This window comes from Methylorubrum pseudosasae (assembly GCF_029504475.1).
In the GTDB taxonomy this organism is placed as follows: domain Bacteria; phylum Pseudomonadota; class Alphaproteobacteria; order Rhizobiales; family Beijerinckiaceae; genus Methylobacterium; species Methylobacterium extorquens.
On sequence record NZ_JAQGDU010000002.1, the window covers coordinates 5326993 to 5350000 of the forward strand.

Here is a 23008-nt window from a genome sequence, read left to right on the forward strand (position 1 = left end):
AGAACGAGAACGGTCAGAGACCGGGAGTTTTGTGAGGCACTCTTAGACCCGGTTCGTCACCAGCAGCACGATCAGGATGATGATCAGCAGGCCGCCGAGGCCGAAGCCGGGGCCGCGGAAGCGACCGCCGCCGTAGAAGTTGCCGCCGCCGAACAGGAGCAGGATCAGCAGGATCAGGAGGATGGTGGTGATGGTCATCGGCGGAAGCCTCTTTGGTCCGCCCAGACCCCTTTGCCTGAGCGCCAACAGCAACGCTTCTGCCGGCGATTTCGTTCAGCCGGCTCGGGTCTTATCCCGCGGTCGTCGGGCCTTAGGCCCGCCAATCCGGCAGAGCGCCCCCGGTCTCTGCAAGCCAGGCGGGAATCGGCAGGCTGCGCTCGCGTAGGAAGGCGGGGTTGAACAGCTTCGAGGCGTAGCGCGCGGCCCCGTCGCAGAGGATCGTCACGATGGTATGGCCGGGCCCGAGTTCGCGGGCGAGCCGGATCGCCCCCGCCACGTTGATGCCGGACGAGCCGCCCAGCGACAGGCCCTCCTCGCGCATCAGGGCGAAGATGATGCCGAGCGCTTCCGTGTCCGGAATCCGGAACGAGTGGTCGGGCGTGAAGCCTTCAAGATTCTTCGTCACCCGGCCCTGGCCGATGCCCTCGGTGATCGAGGAGCCTTCGGCCTTGAGCGTGCCGGTGCTGTAATAGGCGTGCAGCGCCGAGCCCTCGGGATCGGACAGGGCGATCTTCACGCCGGGCTTGGCCGCCCGCAGCGCCTCGGCCACGCCCGCCAGCGTGCCGCCGGTGCCCGCCGCGCAGACGAAGCCGTCGACCGCGCCACCGGTCTGCGCAAAGATCTCGGGGCCGGTCGCCTCGATATGGGCACGGCGGTTGGCGGTGTTGTCGAACTGGTCGGCGAAGAAGGCGCCGGCCGCTTCCGTCTCGGCCAGCCGCTCGGCGAGGCGGCGGGCGGCGTGGACGTAGTTGTTCGGGTTGGCGAAGGGGACGGCGGGCACCTCGACCAGCCGGGCGCCGGCGAGCCGCAGCGTCTCCTTCTTCTCCGCCGATTGCGTCTCGGGGATCACGATCACGGTGCGGTAGCCGCGCACGGAGGCCACCAGCGCCAGCCCGATCCCGGTATTGCCCGCCGTGCCTTCGACGATGGTGCCGCCGGGCCGGATCAGGCCGCGCGCCTCGGCATCCCGCACGATCGAGAGCGCCGCCCGGTCCTTCACCGAGAGGCCGGGATTAAGGAATTCGGCCTTGCCGAGGATGGTGCAGCCGGTCTCCTCTGAGGCGCGGCGCAGCCGGATCAGGGGCGTGCCGCCGATGGCGGCGAGCACGTCGGGCGAGACGGCGGAGGATGCGGACATGCGGTGCGGCGGCCTTCCTGAGCGCCCGCGCGGGGCGGCGGATCAGGCAGGCTTAACCAACCGATTTTCAGGAATCCAGGTAGCCCGCCTCCCGCAAGGCGTCGGCGACCGCAGTAAAGAAGGGATCATCTGCCTCGGCGTCGTCCTGCGACAGCGTTCTTCCCTCGCCATCGGACGCGGTCTCGCTCCGGTCGAAATCCCGGAAGTCCTGCGACTCCGCCGGGTTTCCGGCCGATGCTGCGGATGCGCCGAGCCCGAACAGGCCGGCCGCGGTGAGGAGGGTCTCGTTCAGGGAGATCATGGCCGGCTCCTGTCTCGAAACGAGACGTCGCCAGCCTAATCGGTTCACGAAATCTTAGCAATATTGAGAGGCTGAGCCCAAAACAGCGTATCGGCCCTCATCGCTCCGGAGCGCCGGGGGCAGCGTAGGAGGCGATCATGCCGCGCCTGCGGGCCGCTTTCGAAGCCCCGTTCATCGCCGTCGCTGTGCAATAGACCGCCGCGCGGCGCCCGCTTTTCGGAATTTCGCTTCCGACGATTTGCGAGCGGAGCAAAAACCCCGACCATCCGGACTGAGCCCTTCCGGCGGCCATCCGGCGCTTTCGGTTCAGCTCCGGTTCAAGCGCGACGGTGCAGTTTGGCCGCAGGTTGAGGGCTGTGATGTTCCTGCACCGGTTTTGGCGAACCGAGCCGCTTCGGCGCCGCAATCAGGCAGGATGAGCACTCCGTCAAGCTTCTCCCGCTAGACGCTCCTCTCGCGGCAGCTTCATCCGCCGCCTTCGATGCCTGCCCCGTTTTCTCTCAGTCGCGAATCCAATCCATGACGGTCGTCGCCCTCATCGCCTGCAACCTGCTGCTGGCGGGCCTGTTTTCCCTGGTCGCCGTCGCCCTCGACTGAGGGCCTCCCGAGACGACACCTGCTGCGCGGTCGTGGGCGAAGGCATACGGTCGGCGAGCGGGCGTTTCGTGAGGCGCTTTTGAGCGCCGCGCTCCCGCGCAAACCCGCACCGCACAGATCAAGAACCCCGGTCGCTCCGTCGCGGCCGGGGTTTTCGGCTGAGCGGAACCGTTTGGCGGGACCGTTTTTCGGAGCGTCAGTCGCGGGTCGCCCGGTCCTGCAGCGTGTCCAGGCGGCCGATGAGCGCTTCGAGACGCTCGCCGACCGGCTCGGTGAGGCTGTCGGCGTAGTGGCTGCGTAGGTTCTTGCCGAGATGGCGGCGCACGCTCGCGCTCAGCGGCGGCGCCTCCGCAGCATCCTCTGCGCGTTTCGTGTCGGCGATGGGCTTCGTCACGGATCGTCTCCCGTCCGGTGCCGGAAGCGGCTGTGAGGCGGCGATCCTGCGCTCTGGAAAGTTAAGGCGAGTTTTACTGCGGCGACCAAGAAACGATTAACCCTCCGTGCCAGGGCACGGAGGGCTCTTCTTCCTCGAAACCATCGGTCCGAGTGCGGCCGCCGTTCTTACCGGGTCGTCGGCAGGAGCAGGTCCGGCAGCCAGAGGGCGATGCCCGGCACGAGGCAGAGCAGGAGGATCGCGACAGCCATCAGGATCACGAAGGGCAGGGTGCCCCAGATGATGTCCTTGAGCGGGATGTCGGGGGCGATGTTCTTGATGACGAAGATGTTGAGGCCCACCGGCGGGTGGATCAGCCCCATCTCCATGGTGATCGTCATCACCACGCCGAACCAGACGAGGTCGAACCCGGCTTCCTTGAGCGGCGGCAGGATGATCGGTGCCGTCATCAGGATGATCGAGACCGGCGGCAGGAAGAAGCCGAGCGCGATCACCAGGGCCAGGATCGTGACGAGCAGGACCCAGGGCGAGAGCTGCATCGCGACGATGGCCTGGGCCGCCGCCTGTGAGATGTGGAGGTAGCTCATCACGTAGGCGTAGAGGAGCGACATGCCGATGATCAGCATCAGCATGGTCGATTCCCGCAGCGTTGCCGTGAGAATCGGGTCGAGATCGCGGAAGCGCCACACGCCGTAGATCACCGCGATCAGCGCCAGCGCCAGCAGGCCGCCGAGGCCGGCCGTCTCGGAGGGCGTGGCGTAGCCGCCGTAGAGCGCGACCATGACGCCGGTGAGCAGCACCACGAAGGGCAGCACCCGCGGCAGCGTCGAGAAGCGCTCGCGCATGCTGTAGCTGTCCTCCTTGAGGATCGGATGCTGCGTACCCGTCCGCTCGTAGGCGAGCTTGGCCGCCGCGAACTCCGAGCGGAAGCGGAACACCGACCAGCTGGCAAACAGCGCGACCAGCAGGAAGCCCGGGCCGATGCCGGCCAGGAACAGGCGCCCGAGCGATTGCTCGGCGGCCACCGCGTAGAGGATCATGGTGATCGAGGGCGGCAGCAGGATGCCGAGCGTGCCGCCCGCCGCGATGATCCCGGCGGCGAAGCCCGGCGAGTAGCCGCGGCGGCGCATCTCCGGAATGCCCGCCGAGCCGATCGCCGAGCAGGTGGCGGGCGAGGAGCCGGCCATCGCCGCGAACAGGGCGCAGGCGAACACGTTGGCGATGCCCAAACCGCCGGGGATGCGGTGCATCCAGGCATGCATCGCCGAGTAGAGATCCTGGCCTGCCTTGCTCCGTCCGATCGCCGCGCCCTTCAGGATGAAGAGCGGGATCGAGAGCAGCGTGATCGAGCGGCCATCTCCTCGTAGACGTTCTGCGCCACCGTATCGAGCGAGGCGGCGGGCATGAACACGTACATGAAGGCCAGGGCCACGAAGCCCAGCGCAAAGGCGATGGGGATGCCCGAGAGCATCGCCCCCAGGGTCGCCCCGGCATAGAGGAAGCCGATCGCGGCGGTGCTCATGCCTTGCCTCCCCTCGTCGTGATCGGCCGAACCGGGGCCGCTGTCGGTTTGATCGTGCTCTCCAGGGGATCCGGCCCCTCGGGCGTCAGATCCGGGCGGTCGCGCATGTCGCGGTTGACGTCCGCCCCGATGCCGATCTTCGGCTTGGCCCAGCCGGCAGCGCGGGGGCCGTAGAGGACGGCCTCAGTGATCTGCAGGACGAACTGCACGGCGAGCAGGCTCATGCCCGCGGCCATCAGCAGGTAGGGAATCCAGAGCGGAGGCCCCCAGGTCGATTGCGAGATCTGGCCGTCTTCCCAGGCCTCGTGAAACAGGCTCCAGCTCTTCCAGGCGAAGAAGGTCACGAAGGCGAGGCTGACGATGTCGACGAAGATCAGGCGCACCCGGTTGACGCCCGGCGACAGCAGGCCGGTGAGGGCCTCGATGGCGACGTGGCCGCGCTTGGCCTGGACGCCCGCCGCCGACAGGAAGGTCGCGCCGACGATGAGGAACACGGCAGTCTCGTCCTGCCACTCGGTCGGCTCGTGGAAGACGTAGCGGGTCAGGACGGAGTAGCTGAGCACGAGGCAGGCGGCGACGAGCGCCACCCCGCCGCACACCAGGATGACGTGGTTGAGCCGGCGCGTGGTCCGCTCGATCACGCCGAGCAGGCCCGGAATCCGCGGCTCCTCGGCGCGTTTCGTCTCGGAGGCGGCCGAGGCCGCGTCGAAGGCATGGCTCATCCGACCTTCTCCGCCAGCTTGAGCAGCTCGGCGCAGCTCGCGTTCTTGTTGGCGAAGTCCTTCCAGGCGGTGTCGCGGGCGATGTCGCGCCACTTGCCGAGATTGACCTCGTCGAGCTGCACCACCTTGGCGCCGGCCTTGCCGAACACTTCCTCGACGCGGGTGTCGTCGGCCTTGGCGCCCTCCTGGCCGAAGCTCTCGAGCTCGGCGCCGACCGCCATGATGAGATCCTGCTGGTCCTTGGGCAGACCGGAGAACACGATCTTCGACATCATGATCGGCTCCAGCATGAACCAGTAGGAGCGCTCGCGGCCGGAGGTCAGGGCCTTCGAGATCTCCTCCAGGCGGAACGAGATCAGGCTGGTGGAGGAGGTCAGCACCGCGTCGCAGGCGCCGGTTTGCATCGCGGCGTAGGACTCGTTCGACGGCAGCGAGAGCGTGGCCGCGCCCGCCTGCTTCATCATCAGGTCCATCTCGCGCGAGCCGCCGCGGACCTTCATCCCCTTGGCGTCGTCGGGCGTCAGCAGCGGGCGCTCGCGGCTCGCGATGCCGCCGGCCTGCCAGACCCAGGACACCAGCACGATGCCCTTGGAATCCAGGATCTCGGTGAGCTTGCGGCCGACGGGCGCGTCCTTCCAGGCGAGCGCCTGGGCGTAGGAGGAGACCAGGGCCGGCATCAGGCCGATATTCATCTCCGGCACCTCGCCGCCCGCGTAGGGCGAGGGGTAGAGCGAGAGATCGAGCGCCCCTTTGCGCATGGCGCTGAACTGGGCGTTGGTCTTCATCAACGAGGAGCCGGGATAGACCTGCACCTCCATCGCGCCCTTCGAGCGCTCCTTGATGGCGGCCGCGAACTTCCGGCACATCCGATCGCGAAAGTCGCCCTCGTCGATCGAGCCGCCGGGGAACTGATGCGAGAGCTTCAGGGTCGTGGCGGCCCGGGCCGGGCCGGTTCCGAGCTTCAGCAGCGCGGGCGCAGCGAGCCCGGCCGCGAGAAGGTGGCGGCGGTTCAGCGTCATGGCGTTTCCTTCCCAATACCGCTTTCGCGGAATTCTGCTCGTCCGTTCATGCGGACTTTTGTGCAGCGCACAATATACGTTTCAGCGCAGCATTTAATGCAAGATCGCGTCATCTTGCATATTTTGTCAACGCCCGTGAATATGGATCGGCAGGAAATCGCCGATGACTCGACCGATGAACCAGACCCAGCGCCTCAGGCAGACGATCGAGGACGAGATCGTCGAGGGGCGGCTCGCCCTCGGCGCGCGCCTCGACGAGACGCAGCTCGCCGAGCGCTTCGGCGTCTCGCGCACGCCGATCCGCGAGGCGCTGCTGCAACTGGCCGCCACCGGCCTCGTCGAGACCAAGCCGCGCCGCGGTATGGTCGTGAGCGCGCCCGAGCCGGGCCATCTCCTGGAGATGTTCGAGACGATGGCGGAGCTGGAAGCCGCCTGCGGCCGGCTCGCCGCGCGCCGCCTCACGCCGGAGCTCGAGGCGGAGTTGACGGGCGCCGTCGCAGCCTGCGCACGGGCGGCCGCCGCGGGCGATCCGGAAGCCTATTACGGCGAGAACTACGTCTTCCACACGGTGATCTACCGCGCCTGCCGCAACGACTTCCTGTGCGGGCAGGCGCTGGCGCTGCACCGCCGCCTCTCGCCCTATCGACGGCTGCAATTGCGCACCCGTCATCGGGTGGCGCAATCGCTCGCCGAGCACGAGGCGGTCGTCGCCGCGATCCTCGCCAGCGATGGCGCCGCGGCGGCCGATCAGCTCCGCCGCCATGTGCTGATCCAGGGCGACGGCTTTTCGGAACTGGTGGCGAATCTGCGGGCGCTGGATCACAGCGCGGCGTGAGCACCCTGGAGGGTCGCACATCGCGAGCGTCGCTTCCGGTGCTGTGGCAGGGCCGGCGCGGAGGCCGTAAGCTCACGCTTCGCGGTTCGCCGTGGAGGTTCTCAGTGTCCCGCCGCCCCATTCCAGGCGCCGTTCCGGTCGCGCTCGCCCTGACGACCCTCGCCGGATCGCCCACACTGGCGCAGCCCACCGGACGGCCGGTCTATCAGGGCGCGGGCGGCGACCCGCGGATCGCGGTGGCCCAGCCGGAATCGACGAGCCAAGCGTCCGGCGGTTACGTGCGCTCGATCGAGCCCTCGCTCGGGCCCTTCGGTGACCCGCTCGGCCTGCGGCCCCTGCTGAAGGAGCGGGGCATCGAGTACAGCCTCACCTACATCGCCGAAACGCTCGGCAATCCCGTCGGCGGCATTCGCCAGGGGGCGATCGTCGAGGACCGGCTGAACCTGCGGCTCAATCTCGACCTGCAACGGCTCGCCGGCTGGGACGGCGCCACCGTGCACGCCAACGCCTACTTCATCCACGGCACCGGCCTGTCGCGCTACGATGTCGGCAACCTGCTGGCCGCCAGCGTGATCGAGGCGCTGCCATCCTCCCGCCTCTACACGCTGTGGCTCGACCAGCAGCTCTTCGACGGCAAACTCGGCATCCGAATCGGCCAGCAAGCGGCCGACACCGAGTTCTTCGTCAGCCAGACCGCGACCCTGTTCGTGAACTCGACCTTCGGCTGGCCGGCGATCACCGGGCTCGACCTGCCGAGCGGCGGCCCGGCCTACCCGCTCGCGACGCCCGCGATCCGGGCCAAATACGTGCCGGGCAACGGCTTCTCGCTCCAGGCCGGGCTCTACGACGGCGATCCGGCCGGGGCCAATCGCCCGGGCGACGACCCCGAGGGGCAGCGCCTCGACCGCACCGGCACCAATTTCCGCACCCGCGATCCCGCCCTCGTCGTGGCCGAGGCGACCTACGCCTTCAACACGCAGGAGGGTTCGAAGGAACTGCCCGGCGACATCACCCTCGGGGGCTGGCAGCATTTCGGGCGCTTCGAGAGCTTGCGCTTCGACCAGACCGGCCTGCCGCTCGCCGATCCGAACTCCACCGGCATCGGCCGGCGCCTGCGCGGCAATGCCGGGATCTACGCGGTCTACGATCAGACGCTCTACCGAGAATCGGGCAAGGACGACGAGGGCCTCGGCTTCTTCCTGCGCGCGGCGTGGTCGCCGACCCGCTCCAGCCTCGTCTCCGCCTATCTCGATACCGGGCTCGCCTATAAAGGCCTGTTGCCGGGCCGCGACAACGACACGGTGGGTCTCAGCCTGGCGCAGGCCCGCCTCTCCGACGACGCGCGCCGCTCCGACATCGACACCATCGTTCTGACCGGCACGCCGATGCCGCGGCGGCGGGCCGAGACGGTGATCGAGGCGACCTATCAGGCGGTGGTGGTGCCGGGCTTCACCGTCCAGCCGGACGCGCAACTGATCCTGCATCCCGGCGGCGGCATCGCCAACCCGCGCGACCCGGAAGGCCGCCGGGTGCGCAACGCCGCCGTGCTGGGGCTTCGCGCGACGGTTCAGTATTGAGGGGACCGGCCTTCGAGGCTCGGAAGGCTCCCCTGCGCTCCCCGCCGATCGGCTGTCGCCCGCCGTCTCCGCGCGTCGGTGCGGCGGCTCGCGCCCACATGAGAGCGGGGTGATGCGCTCATGGCAGCCGTTCGAAGCGCGTCCAAGGCCTCACCCGGAGGTTCGCGGCGTCGCTGAGCCGGGCAGGTTGCGGGCGGGCGGCTGACCGACTCGCCCTGTCTCGAACGGCACCTTCGCATCGAGGTCGATGGCTGGCCCCAGGATTTGTGGCTTCTGGTTATAGCCGAGCCGTTCCAGACGCTCAGTCGCGAGCTGTACAAGCTTCTGGAAGGTAATGTTCTTTTCGTTGCGCAGGATGGATGTGAGGCAGAAGGTGAAGGCGCCGTAGCTGGTCGCGCCATGACGATACTCGTAGGAGTATTGCTCCTCTCCACAGGCTTCGATGATGACGGGGAGGAACGGTCCAATCGGCGCTCCGCGTGCTTTCTTGGCCCGGTCGTAGCTCTTCTGGTCGTTGACGCGGAGCAAGGCGGCGCGTCCCAGGCGGACCGTGGCGAGGTTGGAGCCGAAGAAAGCCTGCCGTTTCGCCGCTTGGCTCGAAAAGGCCTTGTTGAGCGGGGTGAAGTCACGCTCGACCCACATCTCCGCTTCGCGGTTCCATCGGAGCTGGCGGTGCCGAATGTCGTCCGGGGGCGTGATCCCACGTGCGCGACCGGCGCCATCGCGATGCATGCTGCCGGAATGGCAGCAGTCGAAAATCATCAGGAGGTGGGTCTCATAGGGAAGTTGCGCGTAGAAGCGGTTGATCTGCTCATCGGACACGCCGTGTTCTGGCGTCCAGTCGAAGTCATACGGCACGAGCGTCTCAGTGAGACGGTCCGGCTCCTCCTGTTGGCCGTATTCCGGCACGCGCGCGCCGTGCCCGGAGTAGAAGAACACCAACTGGTCACCGGGTTGCGCACCATCGACCAGCCATTCGAGCCGAGAGATGATGCCGTCCGCGGTGGCGCGCTCGTTCAGGCATACGCGAATCTGCTCCGGCTCGAACCCGCAATCCTGCAAGGTCGCGCTCATCGCGAAAACATCGTTGACGCAACCCGACAGCCGATTGGCGGGGTCGGGATAATCGTCGATTCCGATCAGGACTGCTTTGCGCCGCGTGGATGGGGCCGCGGTCGGAAGCGAGCGATTCCAACGATTGACGCCCGCCACCGCTTTGCGACCCACAGCCCTGGATTGACGGGCCGCGAGGTCGACCATCGGCGTCCAGAAGGAGGTTTGGGTCACGGCATGCGTGAGGTAGCCGGCCGCATCATGATCTCCGAAACCGGGGAGATCGAACGGCGTCAGAAGCTGATTGAAATTGTCGACACCTTGAACTTTTAGAGGTGCGGTGAAAACATCGTCGTGTTCGTTGTAGAGATGGTGCCAATGCCTGACGGCAAGACGTTGAACGCGGCCGTATGTCAGATTTCCCAGGACAAAAGGATTTCCGATCTGCGATCCGAACGTCACGTAGTGTGTGCTCGCGAGCGCCTTGGCCGCCTCGCTTTCCCCCGCATCCGCGTGTGAGAAGGCATTGTAAGTGACGAGAGAGCCGAGGCTATGAGCAAGGACGATGTCGGGCTTGTAGTCGCGCAGCGTATCGAGCACGAGCGCGCGGGTCTCTTGCTGGAACTGTTCATCCTCCACCCAGGCAACCACGTAGCCGGCGGTCCAGCGAAGTCGGTCCGAAATATTGCTGACCGGGCCACGCGGCTGACGAAACAAGCCGCCGAGGCCGCTGCGCGCCAGCTTCCAGAAGGCGCCGAGCGTCTCCGCAAAACTGATATCGGTGCGTTCGAATATGGGATCGTAGGTCAGAAATCGGAAATCCAATTCAACGCCAGCACTCGTTCCGACGGCTCGCTTGATCGCACTCGACCAATCTGCGTCCCAGTTGCTTTGACGTTGATCGCCAAGGCCATGCACGCAAAGAATTCGCAATGAACTCGGCATGAGCCATGCTCCCGTGTCGCGGGGATAGACGCCTGAAGTTTCTGATTTACCGCTCGACGAATACAATAAGTCTGGCGCAGGGTTTTGCTGAGATCAATCCCTTGGGGTGCGCAAAATATGATTAGAGGCGTGTGAACATTCCGCGCCCGCTTCGCACGTCCAGCCGCCCTGCGGGCACCGTTCATTTTCAATCCCTCACAGCCGACGTCTGCCATGAGCCGGCTTCCGTTGAGGGGGCCGAGCCCTCAGAACGAGGCCCGCACGCCCCCGAACACGCTGCGGCCGTTGCCCGGAAAGAACGCCACCGGCCCACCCGCCACCGTTGCGGCGTTGGTCACCGTCGAGATGTCGGAGACGTAGCGTTCGTCCGTCAGATTGCGGGCATCCACGAACAGCGAGACGCCGTTGGAAAAGTCGATGCCGGCCTGGAGGCCGAGCAGGGCGTAGCCCGGCACCTTGAGGGTGTTGGCGTGGTCGGCGAAGGCGCCCTGCGGCACCCAATCGAGGGTGGGGGCGAGATGGAAGCCGCTTGGGTGCCGGTAGCCGAGCACCGTGCGCAGCACGTTCACCGGCACGCCGGCGATGCGGTTGTTGCTAAAGACCGGGTCGCCGACGAAGCGGAAGTCGTTATGGGTCCAGATCTGCGTCACGGCGAGCCGATCGCCGACGCCGGTGAGGTCGGTGGCGAGGTCGAGGGTCACGGCGGCCTCAACGCCCTGGTGGCGGGTGCGCGGGGCGTTGAAGGTCGCCGCCGGGATGTTCAGGCCCGGATTGGGCGTAAAGTTGATCAGCGCATCGCGGACTTCCGCCCGGTAGAGCGTCACGTCCCAGGCGAGGCGGTCGATCCGGCCGCGTGAGCCCGCCTCGTAGGTCCAGGCGCGCTGGGCCTCGAGCGGCACGAAGGTGGTGCCGAGCAGGTTCGCCTGCACGAGGTCGGAGAAGTCCGGCACGTCGCGCGAGCGAGTGACATCGGCAAACACCTGGATCTCCGGCAGCGGTTGCCACAGCAGGCCGAGCTTCGGGTTGATGCCCTCGTAGGTGACATTGGCAAAGCGCGCCGTGGGGCTCGCCGGCAGGCCGCCCCTGTCGCTGAAGGTGCGGTTCGAGGAGAACAGCTTGGCACCCGTCATCAGCGCCATGTCGGGCCGGAACCAGAACCGGTTCTCGGCATAGGCCTCGTAGTTCGAGGCGCTCTGGCGGGCATCGAGCGTCTGGGCACCGCGGAACCCCGCCACGTTCACGAATTGCCGGGCGTCGTTGATGCCGGCGAACGCCCGCAGGCCGAGGATCAGGTCGTTGCGGAAGCCGCCGAGATCGAAGGTGCCGGCCCAGCGCGGCGCGACGCCGTAGGTCCAGCCGTCCTGGTCGATCACCTGGAAGATCGGGTGATAGAGGTTCTTGTGAATCGCCCAGGAATCGATGTCGAGGCGCCCGACCTCCAGTTCGAACGAGGTGCGGTTGGCGATCCGCTCCGTCGTCACTTTTCGCGATTGGTTGCCGGCAAGGGCCGCCGGGTTGGCGAGGCGGGGATTGTTCTGCGCGTCGAACAGCGAGAGCGAGCCGGGCAGCTTCTGGTCGGTGTCGTAGAAGCCGAGGAAGAACCGCGTCTCGACGCCCGGCGCGAGGCGGTAGCCGAGATTGGCGTTCACGTTGCGGGTGCGCTGGGTCTCGTGATCGCGGAATCCGTCGGAATTGGTTGCGGTGCCGGAGATCAGGACGTCGGCCGGCCCCGAGATCCGCGAGAACTGGAAGTGCTCGCGGATGGTGTTGAAGCTGCCGCCGTCGATCCGAACGATGTTCGGGCTGAGCGCTGTGTAGGCGGTCGGCGTCACGAAGTTCACCGCACCGCCGAGCGTCGTCGCGCCGAAGGTGAGCGCATTGCCGCCCTTGTAGACCTCGGCCGAGCGCAGGCTCAGCGGATCGATCTGGTAGAAGTCGCCGCTGCCGTCGGCGAGGTTGAGCGGAATGCCGTCCTGCAAGAGTTCGATGCCGCGGACATGGAAGCCGCGGGCGATGCCGGAGCCGCGGATCGAGAGGCGCATCTCCTGGCCGTAGCGCTCCTGCACGAACACGCCGGGCACGTCTTTCAGCACGTCGCGCACGGTGTTGGCGTAGCGGTTCTGGAACGTCGCGGCATCGACGAAGGCGACCGAGCCGACGGTGGCGTTCACCGCCGCCCGCTGCGCGGCCACGCTCGGCACGGTGAGCGAGCCGGCGGTCTCGGCCGGGCCGGCGGGGCGCCCGGTGGCGGGCGAAGCGGAGACGCTGATTTCCGAAAGCGTCGCGCTCTCCGGAAGCGCCTGCGCAAGGACGGGGGCGGACAGGACGAGGCCGGAGACGAGCAGGGTCGAGGGCAGGGCGGCACGCGGCACGGCCCGGTGATGGAAAGGCATGAGGAAACGTCCGTTGTCTGAAGGATCGGGAGAGGCGATCGATCAGACGACGGGTGGGGCGCGGGCGCTCGGGCGTGTGCCGGGCGGCGCACGGGGGAGGGCGACGATCTCGGGCCGCCATGCGACCGGGGCGGCTCGCTCTCGCGGCCACGCGACGATGGCGTGGGCGGGCTCCGGAACGTCGAGGCTCGGCAGCGCGTGCGCGGCTTGGCAGCAGGGCAGGTGCCCGTGGCCCGGATGCGACTTCAGGGGGCCGTCGGCCTCACCGGCATCGGGGGCGCAGAGGATGTGAACGAGACCGTTCTGCGGGCCGAGGCTTCCGGCCAGCGAGGCTCCGCCGAGGACGACCTGCAGGGCGAGCGCGTAGAGCGCGGCCACGGCGATGACCGCGCGGCACACGGACCATCCCGGCAAGCGCCCTCGCATGCTGCCAGCTATGGCCAAGCTTGCCGGGACGTCAACGGAGGCGGGTTCGGCAGAACCTTGTTTTCTGCTGCGGTCGGCCGCGGAACGGAAGACCGGCCCGCGTGAGCCGAAACGGTCAGGTGTTGCGGCCGTCGGAGACCAGCTTGCGCAATTGCTTGAGGGCGAGGGCGTGCCCCGCATTCAGGTCGAGCGGTCCGACAAAGCCGCCGTCGCGGTCCATCATGTAGACCATCAACGTGTGCTCCAGGGTGTAGTCGCCCCCTGGCAGCGGCACCCGCTTCACATAGGCGCGGTAATCGCGCGCCACCCGCTCGATCTGCTGCGGCGTGCCGCTCAATCCGGTGATCCGATCGGTGAACGAGGCCATGTATTCGCGCATCACCGCCTGCGTGTCCCGCTCAGGGTCGAGGGTGATGTAGTAGGCCTGGATCTCGCCGCCCTGGCTGCCGAATTCATCGAGCAGGGTGCCGAGGTCGGCCAGCGTCGTCGGGCAGACGTTCGGGCACTGGGTGAAGCCGAAGAAGACGAGGAAGGGTTTGCCCTTCAGCGCCTGCGAATCGACGGTGCCGCCCTTCGAGGATTCGAGCCGGAATGGACCACCGACCACCGAGAGGGCGGAGGGCTTGTCCCCCCGCGGCAGGAAGGCAACCGTCGCTGCCACGATGCCGACGAGGGCGAGCGCGAAGGCGGCGAGGATCAGCGTGCTCCCCCGTTGAGAGGCGGGGGAAGCCGTCCGGGGCTCGGAGTCCGGTTCAATGGCCATGGTCGTGTCCCCCATGGTCGTGCGCCTCGGGCCCCTTCTCGGACCGCGTCTCGGGGGCCTTGGCGGCGAGGCTCTCCACGGCGAACTCGACCGGAACGGTCCCGGCCCGCTCGAAGCGCAGCGTCCCCTTCACCCGCTCGCCCTTCTTCAGCGGCGTTGTCAGGTCGAGGAACATCAGGTGATGGCCGCTGGGGGCGAGCGTCACCGTCTGGCCGGGCGGGATCGCCAGGCCGTCGGCGAGCGGCGCCATTTTCATCACGCCGCCCTCCATCGACATCGTGTGCAGCTCCCCGCGCCCGGCCGCCTCGATCGCGCCGCCGGTGAGCCGGTCGGGTTCGGTGCCGGTATTCGTAACCGTGAGGTAGCCGGCCGCGACCCGCGCGCCGCCGGGCGTCGCCCGTGACCAGGGATGGCCGATCTTGAGCGGGCCGGCCTTGTAGTCATGGGCGTGGGCGGGGCTCGTCGCGGCAACGCCGAGCGCGAGGAGGGCGGCCGAGACAGCGTGAAGGCGCATGATCGTGTCTCCGTTCGGAGCGGGAAAGGGGAGGGCGCGCGGACCTCGAGCCTCGAACGCCGCATGCGGCGGCGATGCTCCCGTGAGGCTCCTACCCGCGCGGTGATGTCGCCGGTCAGTGGTGGTGCTTGTGGCTGTCGGCCTCGGGCGCGGCGGCGGGTCCTTGCCTGTCGGGTCCTTGCGCGCCGATCGGTGCCACGGTGAAGCTCACCGGCACCGTTCCGGCCAGCTCGAAGGTCAGCGTGCCCGCGACGGTCTCGCCCGCCTTCAGCCCGTCCTTCAGGTCGAGGAACATCAGGTGGTAGCCGCCGGGCTTGAGCGCGACGCTGGCCCCCGGCGCGAGGGCGAGGCCCCCCTCGACGGGCGCCATCTTCATCACGCCGCCCTCCGTCGTCATCGAGTCGATCTCGGCCCGGCCCGCCTGGGGGATGGCGGCACCCGTCAGCCGGTCGGGCTCGGTGCCGGTGTTGCGCAAAGTCACGTAGCCGCCGGCGACCTTCGCGCCGCCCGGTGTCGCCCGCAGCCAGGGCGTCTCGATCGCGATCGCTCCGGCTTTCGCGGCGGGGGCGGCCGAAGCCTGCGTCGTCGTTGCTTGGGCCGCCGTTCCCTGGGGCGCCGTTCCTTGCGCGGCGATGATCCGCACCGCCGGGGCCGGCGCCTTCAGGGCCTGCGCGTTCCCGTTCTCGGCCGGCACATCGCTCCAGCGGTAGCTGCCCTCGGTGCAGTCCTGCTCGACGGGGAAGTAGATCGTCGCGCCCGGCGCGAAGGCGTCGGAAATCCGGGCGAAGAAGGTGAACTCGTCGATCTGCTCGTCCGGCAGGCTGCCGCCGCTCCAGGTAATTTTCGTGACGCCCTCCGAGACCTGTCCGTGGAAGGACGGGTAGGACCGGGCATAGGCCGACTTGACGGTTTCGATCGTCCAGCCGGGCTTCGGCATCGGCTTGGCCCCGGTCACCCCCTCGGGGATGGTGACGCTGATGCGGGTGGTCGGCCGGCCGTCGCAGCCGTGCATGATCTGGACGACGCCGCGATAGGCGGCGTTGGGCGCGGCCTCCTTGCGCTCCAGCACGGCATGGGCCGAGGCGGGCGAGACGAGGCCGAAGACGGCGCAAGGAACAGCGCTTGAGCCGATCAGGACGAGCGGCAGGGCGGCGCGAAGAGGGGCGCTGAGGCGGAGGCGAGGCATGGGACGGTTCCGGTTGTCTGACATCGAAGGATCACGGGGATCAGGCGGGTCAGGCAGCCGGCGGGGCTCGGGCGTGGGCGAGGGTGAAGGGCGGCGGACGGGCAGCCCGGCGCTGGACCCCGGACCACCTTGCGGGGGCGGCGTCCCGCTCGGGCCACGCGGCCTCGGCGGAGAGGGGAGGGGTGAGCGTGGCAGCGGGCGCGTGATGCGCGGCGGTGCAGCAGCCGGCGTGGTGTGAATCCGAGGCCGGAAGCCCGTCCTTCGCCGCTTCGGCGGAGACGGCTCCGTCCGCGATCTGTTGCGCGATCGGCTGGCAGAGGAAGGCGGGGGCGCCCGCGACGGGAAGGGCGGCAATGCCGCCGAGCAGGGCCTGGAGCACCAGCGCGTAGAGGGCGGCCACGGCGGTCAGCCCGCGCAGGACGCGCGGCGCTCCTCCGGTCCGGTCGCGGCGTGGGCTCGGCATGGACACGAGCCTTACGCCGCTTCGTGCCGCTCCGGTAGGGGCCGGGCCGGCGCCATGCCGCCGCGCCCCGGCGAGGCCTGCCCGAGCGCATCGCTGAACGCTCTGCGTGCGCCCTCACACGCGGACGCCATAATGTAGCCCGGAACGGCATGGCTTCTTAACCACGAGACCGCGACAACCGCGGCACGATGACTTGGCCGAGACTTGGTTCTTCGACGCTTCGCGTTTGAGCCATGAATCCCGGCTGGATCCACTGACCGCACCTTTCTCCAGAGCCCGGATCGATGCTGCAGAGCGCGCGCCACCCCCACTTCCGCCCCCTCGCTGCCGCCCTCGTGGCGGCGACGGTGCTCGCCGGCCCGGCGCTCGCCCGCGAGGGCGGGTTCGCCCAGGCCGAGTGGGCGCAGGACTATTCCTCGCCCACGACCATGCAGGTGCATCGGTCCTCGACGCCGATCCTCTCGCCCGACACCATCGCGGCGACTGAGTCGATGGCCGAGAAGTATCGCGCCATCGTCTCCCGCGGCGGCTGGCAGAACGTGAGCGGCGCGGCCGGTCTGCGCGTCGGCTCCCGCGGACCGGCGGTGGCGGCCGTGCGCCAGCGCCTGATCGTCACCGGCGACCTCGACGCCACGGCCGGCGGTGCGGGTGTCTACGATTCCTACGTCGCGGCCGGCGTGAAGCGCTTCCAGGCCCGGCACGGCCTGTCGCAGACCGGCCAGATGAGCCCGGCGACCCAGGCGGCGATGAACGTGCCCGCCGAGGTGCGCCTGCGCCAGCTCGAGACCAACGTGATCCGCCTGCGCTCCTATTCGGGCGATCTCGGCCGGCGCTTCGTCATCACCAACATCCCCGCCGCCCTGGTGCAGACGGTGGAGAACGGCCAGGTCGTGACGCTGCACGCCGCGGGCGTCGGCAAGATCGACCGCCAGTCGCCGATCATGAACACCAAGGCGACGCAGATCAATTTCAACCCGACCTGGACGGTCCCGGCCTCGATCGTGAGGAAGGACCTGATCCCGAAGATGCAGAAGGATCCGAACTACCTCACGGACAACAAGATCCGCATCCTCTCGGGGGGACAGGAGATCTCGCCGCGCTCCGTGAACTGGAACTCGGACGAGGGCACCCGCTACACCTACCGCCAGGATTCCGGCGCCGACTTCAACTCCATGGGCGTGGTGCGCATCAACATTCCGAACGCGCATGGCGTGTTCATGCACGACACCAATTCCCGCGGCGTGTTCGGCGACGACTTCCGCTTCATCTCCTCGGGCTGCGTGCGCGTGCAGAACGTGCGCGAGTACATCACGTGGCTGCTGAAGGACACGCCCGGCTGGGACCGCACCCGCGTCGAGCAGGCGGTGGAGAGCGGCCAGCGCATCGATGCGACGCTGACCCAGCCCGTGCCGGTCTACTGGACCTACATCACCGCCTGGGCGACCCCGGACGGCACGGTGCAGTTCCGCGACGACATCTACAAGCGCGACGGCGTGAACGTCCCCTCCACCATCGAGGCGCCGACGCCGGTTGCCAGCGCCGCCTCGACCCGGCCCGAAGTGTACGAGCCGGGCGACGAGGAAAACTAAGCGCCGGCTCGTTCGAGCCATCTGCTGGGTGACGCCAAACAGCCCGGGCCGGATCTCGCATCCGGCCCGGGCTGTTCGCGTTTCAGGGCGCTTGAACCCGCGCGCGGTCCTCCCGCAAGGCCGCGTGCGTGAAGAGCGCCCGGTCTTCGGAGCGCACGAATTTTTCGAAAAAAGAACGGGGCGCCGGATTAAAGGCGTGGGCCAGCCGTCAACGGATTATGGTGGCCGACAGAATGCGCTCGAAACGCTCCGAAATCGTCGACCTGCTGGTGCCCTTGCGGCGCTACGCCCGGTCGCTCACGCGGGATTCGCTGAAAGCGGATGACCTCGTGCACGATACCATGGTTCGCGCCCTCGAATCGCGCGCGAACCTGAGGCCGGACACCAACCTGCGCACCTGGATGATGACGGTGCTGCACAACGTCTTCATCGATGAGCAGCGCCGCAAACGCGTCGAGGCACGCCACGCCGATGTGCTGGTGCAGCTCTCCGACGACGTGGCACCGCCCGCCCAAGAGGGGCAGGTGCGGCTCATGCAGATCCGCAAGGCGTTCGAAGGACTGCCCGAGGAGCAGCGCGCCGCGCTCCACCTCGTGACGCTCGAAGGCATGGCTTATGCCGACGCCGCGGCCGTGCTCGGAATCCCGATCGGAACCCTGATGTCGCGGCTCGGCCGCGGCCGGGCGGCCCTGCGCGCCTTCGAGGAAGGCGGCCGCAAGGGCAAGGCTAACGCCGGATCTTCCGACGATGGCCCCGACCGTGGCCGTGCACATCTACGCGTTGTTGGTGGGAATTGATGACCCTGTTGAGCCGTTAACAACGGAAGACACCGGAAAACGAAGAGGTTCGACGGTGGGCAAGCAGGGCAGTCGGAGTGGGCTGATGGTCGATCCGGTTACGGAAACCGAACTCATCGCGTATGTCGATGGTGAACTCGAGCCGATGCGTCGCGTCGAAGTCGAGGCGCATCTCGCGCGCAATCCGCAGGACGCGCTGCAGGTCATGGCCGACCTGCGCGACCGCGACGCCCTGCGCGAAGCCTTCCTGCCGGTGCCGAGCCTGCCGCCGGAGCGGCTGCGCTCCAGTGCTCGCCGGATCGACCGCGCCTTCGCGTGGCAGCGGGTTCGCTCCCGCCTGCGCCGGGCGGCGGCGGTCGTGGTCCTGGTCGGAGCGGGCTGGCTCGCCCACACCGAGAGCGGCAGCTTCGGCGTTCCCGGCTCCATCGCCTCGCCGATCGATCCGTCCCTGGCCGAGGAAGCCAAGCAGGCCCGCGAGGCCGTGCAGATCCGCGCGCGCACGACCAGCCAGCCCATGGCCTCGGCCTACGATCCGGCCGATCTCGAAGCCGCGACGGGCGTCGATCTTCCGCCTCTGCCGAAGGGGTGGATCGTCCGGGACGTGCAGATCTTCCCGAGCCGGAGCGGCACCGGGATCGAGGTCTCGATCCAGTCGGCCGAGATCGGCGAACTCGCGCTGTTCGCCAAGCACAGCAGCGGCGCGCCCCTGTCCGAAGGGACGGAGCCGGTTGCACGCTCGAGCGACGGGACGACGGCCTATTGGCGGACCGGCGGCACCGCCTACGCGCTGAGCGGCTCGCGCGACGACCCGGCCCTGCACGCCGCCGCCGCCCGCCTTGCCGCGCTCCGGAAGTAAGAGCTTTCCCAAGCGCGGTCGCCGAGTTCCTCGGCGGCGCGCGAGCCTAGATTAAGAGCCGAGTGTTTCGTCTTGGATCGATCCAGGCCGAGACACTCGGCTTTCTTTTGGCTCCGGCAGCCGCATCGGGGCGGGCTCGTTTCTGTTGACCTTGCCACCAGGTCGCGCCTGATGTGGGCCTGCTGGTTCTGAAGCTCGGCGATGAGCGTGATGGCCCTCTCGCGATCGAAGCGGACGCCATCCTGCTCCTGCTCCCAAATGATCCGGGCGACCTCGTTCTCGGTCTCCAGAGTCAGTTCGGACCAGACGGGGTTGGGCTGAACGTTCCTGGTCCGGAAGAGGAAATCCGCGGCGACTTTACGGTTCGCCCCGTCCCACCCGATGCGCTTCTCGATGAGGCGCCAGAGGGCGAGCGTGCCTCTGATGTCGCCATCAGGTAGACCGACATGGCGGGGGACCAAGCGCCGAAGCACCCGGTGTACTCGCCCTTGTTGGTGCCCGTGCGGTAGCCCCAGGCGCTAAGGCTATGCCTCTTGAGGTACTTGGCCCGGCATCCGGCCCTCGCGGATGCGCTTGAGGTCGGGGCCGATCAGGGCGTCATACGGCTAGGCCACCTTTGCGATGACCTGGGTGTCCCGCGACTTAGCGGGGCGACACCAACCGGGATAAAGCTTCTCGATTGCCCGGTGGTCGTACCCAGTGCCGTTGTGGGCCAGGAGGAGTGAGGCCTGCCCGCGGAACTCGATGCAGTCCGCAAGGGACCCCGCCGAGAGATCCACGCCCCAGTAGAACGCCTCGCCCGTGTCGATATCCACCGCGGCAGTGCACCAGAAGGCGGTCAGCCCGGGGAAGAGGTCGTTGCTCTCGATGTCGAAGATCAGACCCCGGCCGTGCCCTGTGCGGTCCCCCTGAAGAAACGGCGTCGGGTCCCAGGCTTCGTCTTCCGGCCGCCACCGCAGGGCGGCACCAGAGCGGGTGCTCATGTGTCGGGTCGTCTCCGGGCAAAGAAAAAGCCGCCCAGAGGCGGACGGAGGTTGAGGGTCTGGTAGGTGTCGTCAGCAGGCCGCGTTGTAGCCGATGCAGACGTTGGAGCTGTCGCCCCCGTTGCCGTGCTCCCTGGCCCCCTGCTTCACGTTGATCCATCGGCCGCGCCGGTAGACGTTGCCGGTGGAGCCCCCGAGGTTTGTGACCCCGGTATCCACCTTCGAGAGGATCATGTCCCCCACGATGTTGTCGCTCGATGCCGACCACGCGACGCCCACGAGGCTAGTCGTGTCGGCGTAGTTCACGCACTCGCCGCCGAGGATCTGGCTCTTCTTCACGCGGGTGATCTGGTAGCAGACCCCGTTCGTGGCCGCGTCGGCGCGGTGGTAGAACAGGTTGCCGTAATAGGCGCCCTGCGTGATGTCTGTGATATCGACCGCAGCGTTGAAGAAGTCAGTCTGGCTGCTGAAGATATTGATGGGCGGGGTCTGCTGGCTGGGCCGCAGGAACCACCCAAAGCCCACCGCAACGTTGATGCAACGGCCACAGTAGAGCCCCTCCAAATAGCCGGAGAGGTTGTAGGCTTGCTTCGCTGCGTTGCAGCGGGTGTCCGAGAAGACGTAGTTGGTCATCCCCGGCAGCGTGTTCACGATGTCGAAGCAGACATCCATGTTGGTGAGACTGGCGGGCCCGCCGCTGCTCGACTGCCGCCCGGTCACCGTGACGTTCGATACCTTGGGCGTGTTCACGTTGCGGAGACGGAGCCCGTTATTGAGGCCATGCTGGCCTGGGTCCACGCCGCGGAACTCGGTGTGGCTGATCTGGACGCGCTCTTCGAGGTTGCTCTGGATGGCCTCGATCTCAAGGCCGCTCGCCACCTCCGCCTGGAGGGTGCGGAAGGAGACGCCGTTGACGGACACCGTGCCGTCGCTGCCGTTCATGATGTCGATGCGCAACAGGAACTTGTTGCCCGCGGGGAAGCTGGCGGAGCCGATGAGCTGGGAGACTGCGAGCCCATCCCCCACGACAGCCACCGGGACACCCGTGACGGTCTTCGGCTGGGAGATGACGCACTTGCCGGGGATCAACAGGGCGCCGCCGCCGGCCGTCTGGAGCGCCGCGATGGCACCATTGAAGCCGGGATCGTCGCCGATCCCGCTCCCGTTGCAGGTCGCCCCGTAGGCCCGGGGGTCGGACCGGAAGACACGTTGGGTGCGAGCTTGGATCTGGGCGAACGCTTCCGGGATCTTCAGGTAGCCGCCTGGGAGGAGCGGCCCTGGGGTGAGCCGGACGCAAATACCAGACGTGTCCCCGACCGAGCCCTGGTCGTTGTCCGGGAGGATGATCGCCCGGTAGCTAGGCTTGGGGAGGGCCTGCCCGTAGACCGGCCATGCGGCCAGCGCCAAGAGCGCCGCGAGGATTAGCTTGCGCATCCGATCACACGCCGTCTGAGGAGACTACGTCGTACTCGAACACGTCGTCGCCGCTTACCTGGAGGACGTTGCGTGTGCGCCAGTCGTTGGTGCCGAGGGCTTTCGCCGCGGCGATCTGGGCGGCCGGCGTCGGGTAGATGGCCGTATCGATGTAAGCCTCGGTCGCCTGGCGGGCCACGCGGACCTTGCCAACCTGGGCGGCGGGGTTCTGTGCCATCTGTCAGGGGTCTCCAAAGAGGAAGGCCCCAGGTTACCCCAAGGCCCCGCAAGTGGGTGTCAGTCTTTCTTAAGGCCGCCGTTTCGAAGCTGGAACTGCTTGCGGCGAACCGCGGCGGCGATGTGGTGCTCGACCCCGCGCATGTACTCGAAGTACGCCTCCTGGCCGTCGAGGAGGGGGGCTTGCCGGCCTTCTCCAGGAGCCCATCGGGGTCCTTGTAGGCGGGCAGCTCCTGGTCGTTCACGCCGTAGTTCAGGAGGGCGGAGTAGCCCATCATCTGCATCTGGGTGAACGCCTGGGCCATCTGGTGCCGCACAGCCGCTACTTGTGCCTCCTCCAGCAGCCGGGAGACTTCCGCTCGAAGCCCCTCGTTGACCTCCGCTAGAGGCTTCGGCGTCACCTCCCAGTTCAGCGTGCGGCTGACGAAGGGGAGGGTCTCGGTCGTGTCCATTGTCCTGAGGATCTTTCGACGGTGAGCGGTGGGCTCAGTAGTCGGAGGATGCCGGCGGGAAGCCCCCGCCCTTCTCGCAACCCTTACCCTTGACGGGGAACAGCTCCTCGGTCGGCAGGCGGCGGCCCGTTCCCAAGTTGTACTTCAGTCGGATCATCTCGCCCGTGCGCGACCGCGGCCGGTTCTTCAGAGCCGCAGCCTCATGATGAGGGACTGGTCGGGGTCTTCGGCCTGCTGGTTGCGCTCGTGTCCGATGACGTAGGTGGCGAAGTTCGCGATGCCGCCAGACCCCCGCACCTGGTTGAGGGAGGTCTGCGCTCCTTCCTCGTGGGCGGTGCCTTCGGGTCGCGTGAGGTGGTGCGTCACCTGGAGGTGGACACCAAGCTCCTTCTCCAAGGCAGCGAGGTCACGGGACACCTTGTCGAGGGTGCGCCGCTCGTCGTCGCCAGCAGAGAGACCCGCGGCGATGAAGCTCATCGGGTCGATGAGAATGATCTGCGCGTCCAGCGCCTTGGCGCAGTACCGGACGTAACTGAGGATCACCTCGACGGTCCATTCCGCCGTCTCCGGGTCGAACAGCCAGACGTTCCCGGCGCCGAAGACCTCGCCGTGGA

Annotated in this window: 24 protein-coding genes and 1 pseudogene (1 of these 25 cut by a window edge); 6 read left to right on the forward strand and 19 right to left on the reverse strand. The window is 67.9% G+C overall.

Annotation, left to right across the window (positions count from 1 at the left end; translation table 11 throughout):
• Positions 1 to 42: 42 nt before the first annotated feature.
• The 7 genes and pseudogenes from M2437_RS26080 to dctP all read right to left on the reverse strand — a co-directional run bounded on the left by M2437_RS26080 (position 43) and on the right by dctP (position 5912).
• On the reverse strand, positions 43 to 198 hold the full coding sequence (locus M2437_RS26080; RefSeq protein WP_003603329.1) for a DUF3309 family protein: 156 nt from the start codon (positions 196 to 198) through the stop codon (positions 43 to 45).
• A gap of 112 nt (positions 199 to 310) precedes the next feature.
• On the reverse strand, positions 311 to 1357 hold the full coding sequence (locus tag M2437_RS26085) for a cysteine synthase A (RefSeq protein WP_253389112.1): 1047 nt from the start codon (positions 1355 to 1357) through the stop codon (positions 311 to 313).
• Between the two features lie 67 nt (positions 1358 to 1424).
• Entirely contained in the window at positions 1425 to 1658 is a 234-nt protein-coding gene (locus M2437_RS26090) for a hypothetical protein (RefSeq protein WP_015950343.1), read from the reverse strand.
• Positions 1659 to 2451: 793 nt separating this feature from the next.
• Positions 2452 to 2649, reverse strand: coding sequence for a NepR family anti-sigma factor (locus M2437_RS26095; protein ID WP_012253017.1), 198 nt, complete (start codon positions 2647 to 2649; stop codon positions 2452 to 2454).
• A gap of 167 nt (positions 2650 to 2816) precedes the next feature.
• A pseudogene (locus M2437_RS26100) lies at positions 2817 to 4171 on the reverse strand (TRAP transporter large permease).
• Positions 4168 to 4893: a TRAP transporter small permease gene (locus M2437_RS26105; protein ID WP_012253015.1), complete on the reverse strand. Its 726-nt coding sequence runs from the start codon at positions 4891 to 4893 to the stop codon at positions 4168 to 4170. The pseudogene M2437_RS26100 and the gene M2437_RS26105 overlap by 4 nt, the downstream one beginning before the upstream one ends.
• Positions 4890 to 5912, reverse strand: a complete 1023-nt coding sequence (gene dctP, locus M2437_RS26110; protein ID WP_003603318.1) for a TRAP transporter substrate-binding protein DctP — start codon at positions 5910 to 5912, stop codon at positions 4890 to 4892. Before dctP ends, M2437_RS26105 begins: the two co-directional genes overlap by 4 nt.
• A 163-nt stretch (positions 5913 to 6075) precedes the next feature.
• Here dctP and M2437_RS26115 point away from each other — a divergent pair, with 163 nt between their 5' ends.
• Positions 6076 to 6747 (forward strand): GntR family transcriptional regulator, encoded by a 672-nt coding sequence (locus M2437_RS26115; RefSeq protein ID WP_012253014.1) that lies wholly within the window; start codon positions 6076 to 6078, stop codon positions 6745 to 6747.
• A gap of 104 nt (positions 6748 to 6851) precedes the next feature.
• Positions 6852 to 8324 carry a carbohydrate porin gene (locus M2437_RS26120; RefSeq protein ID WP_253389113.1) on the forward strand — a complete coding sequence of 491 codons (1473 nt, stop codon included), beginning with the start codon at positions 6852 to 6854 and terminating at the stop codon, positions 8322 to 8324.
• Between the two features lie 150 nt (positions 8325 to 8474).
• On the opposite strand, the gene M2437_RS26125 is transcribed toward M2437_RS26120, so the two are convergent.
• The 7 genes from M2437_RS26125 to M2437_RS26155 all read right to left on the reverse strand — a co-directional run bounded on the left by M2437_RS26125 (position 8475) and on the right by M2437_RS26155 (position 16067).
• On the reverse strand, positions 8475 to 10322 hold the full coding sequence (locus tag M2437_RS26125) for a caspase family protein (RefSeq protein WP_253389114.1): 1848 nt from the start codon (positions 10320 to 10322) through the stop codon (positions 8475 to 8477).
• A 245-nt stretch (positions 10323 to 10567) separates the two neighbouring features.
• Entirely contained in the window at positions 10568 to 12715 is a 2148-nt protein-coding gene (locus M2437_RS26130) for a TonB-dependent receptor family protein (protein ID WP_253389115.1), read from the reverse strand.
• A gap of 42 nt (positions 12716 to 12757) precedes the next feature.
• A complete protein-coding gene (locus tag M2437_RS26135; protein WP_253389116.1) occupies positions 12758 to 13114 on the reverse strand; it encodes a hypothetical protein in 357 nt (118 codons plus the stop codon).
• A gap of 142 nt (positions 13115 to 13256) precedes the next feature.
• Positions 13257 to 13904, reverse strand: a complete 648-nt coding sequence (locus M2437_RS26140) for an SCO family protein (protein ID WP_253389117.1) — start codon at positions 13902 to 13904, stop codon at positions 13257 to 13259.
• Complete coding sequence (locus M2437_RS26145; protein ID WP_253389118.1) at positions 13894 to 14418, reverse strand: copper chaperone PCu(A)C; 525 nt, start codon at positions 14416 to 14418, stop codon at positions 13894 to 13896. Before M2437_RS26145 ends, M2437_RS26140 begins: the two co-directional genes overlap by 11 nt.
• Positions 14419 to 14533: 115 nt before the next feature.
• Positions 14534 to 15604: a DUF1775 domain-containing protein gene (locus M2437_RS26150; RefSeq protein WP_253389119.1), complete on the reverse strand. Its 1071-nt coding sequence runs from the start codon at positions 15602 to 15604 to the stop codon at positions 14534 to 14536.
• Between the two features lie 49 nt (positions 15605 to 15653).
• A complete protein-coding gene (locus tag M2437_RS26155; protein ID WP_147020017.1) occupies positions 15654 to 16067 on the reverse strand; it encodes a hypothetical protein in 414 nt (137 codons plus the stop codon).
• Between the two features lie 284 nt (positions 16068 to 16351).
• Here M2437_RS26155 and M2437_RS26160 point away from each other — a divergent pair, with 284 nt between their 5' ends.
• From M2437_RS26160 to M2437_RS26175, 4 genes are all read left to right on the forward strand, one after another.
• Entirely contained in the window at positions 16352 to 17656 is a 1305-nt protein-coding gene (locus tag M2437_RS26160) for a L,D-transpeptidase family protein (RefSeq protein ID WP_012253006.1), read from the forward strand.
• A gap of 233 nt (positions 17657 to 17889) precedes the next feature.
• The gene (locus M2437_RS26165; protein WP_015950331.1) at positions 17890 to 18453 is read left to right on the forward strand and encodes a sigma-70 family RNA polymerase sigma factor; all 564 of its coding nucleotides are present in this window, start codon (positions 17890 to 17892) and stop codon (positions 18451 to 18453) included.
• An 85-nt stretch (positions 18454 to 18538) separates the two neighbouring features.
• Positions 18539 to 19309, forward strand: coding sequence for an anti-sigma factor family protein (locus M2437_RS26170; RefSeq protein WP_015822017.1), 771 nt, complete (start codon positions 18539 to 18541; stop codon positions 19307 to 19309).
• Between the two features lie 173 nt (positions 19310 to 19482).
• Positions 19483 to 19749, forward strand: a complete 267-nt coding sequence (locus M2437_RS26175; protein ID WP_277570403.1) for a hypothetical protein — start codon at positions 19483 to 19485, stop codon at positions 19747 to 19749.
• A gap of 165 nt (positions 19750 to 19914) precedes the next feature.
• On the opposite strand, the gene M2437_RS26180 is transcribed toward M2437_RS26175, so the two are convergent.
• The 5 genes from M2437_RS26180 to M2437_RS26200 form a co-directional block, all read right to left on the reverse strand.
• Complete coding sequence (locus tag M2437_RS26180; RefSeq protein WP_253389120.1) at positions 19915 to 20292, reverse strand: hypothetical protein; 378 nt, start codon at positions 20290 to 20292, stop codon at positions 19915 to 19917.
• 72 nt (positions 20293 to 20364) lie between these two features.
• Positions 20365 to 21726 (reverse strand): hypothetical protein, encoded by a 1362-nt coding sequence (locus tag M2437_RS26185; protein WP_253389121.1) that lies wholly within the window; start codon positions 21724 to 21726, stop codon positions 20365 to 20367.
• A gap of 4 nt (positions 21727 to 21730) precedes the next feature.
• A complete protein-coding gene (locus tag M2437_RS26190) occupies positions 21731 to 21943 on the reverse strand; it encodes a hypothetical protein (protein WP_253389122.1) in 213 nt (70 codons plus the stop codon).
• A gap of 485 nt (positions 21944 to 22428) precedes the next feature.
• Positions 22429 to 22551, reverse strand: coding sequence for a hypothetical protein (locus M2437_RS26195; RefSeq protein ID WP_277570404.1), 123 nt, complete (start codon positions 22549 to 22551; stop codon positions 22429 to 22431).
• 29 nt (positions 22552 to 22580) lie between these two features.
• A protein-coding gene (locus tag M2437_RS26200) for a DnaB-like helicase C-terminal domain-containing protein (protein ID WP_253389123.1) crosses the window boundary here: on the reverse strand, positions 22581 to 23008 show its 3' portion. The gene runs 193 nt beyond the window's last position; only the last 428 of its 621 coding nucleotides appear in the window; its start codon lies off the right edge, out of view — the gene reads right to left on this strand; its stop codon occupies positions 22581 to 22583.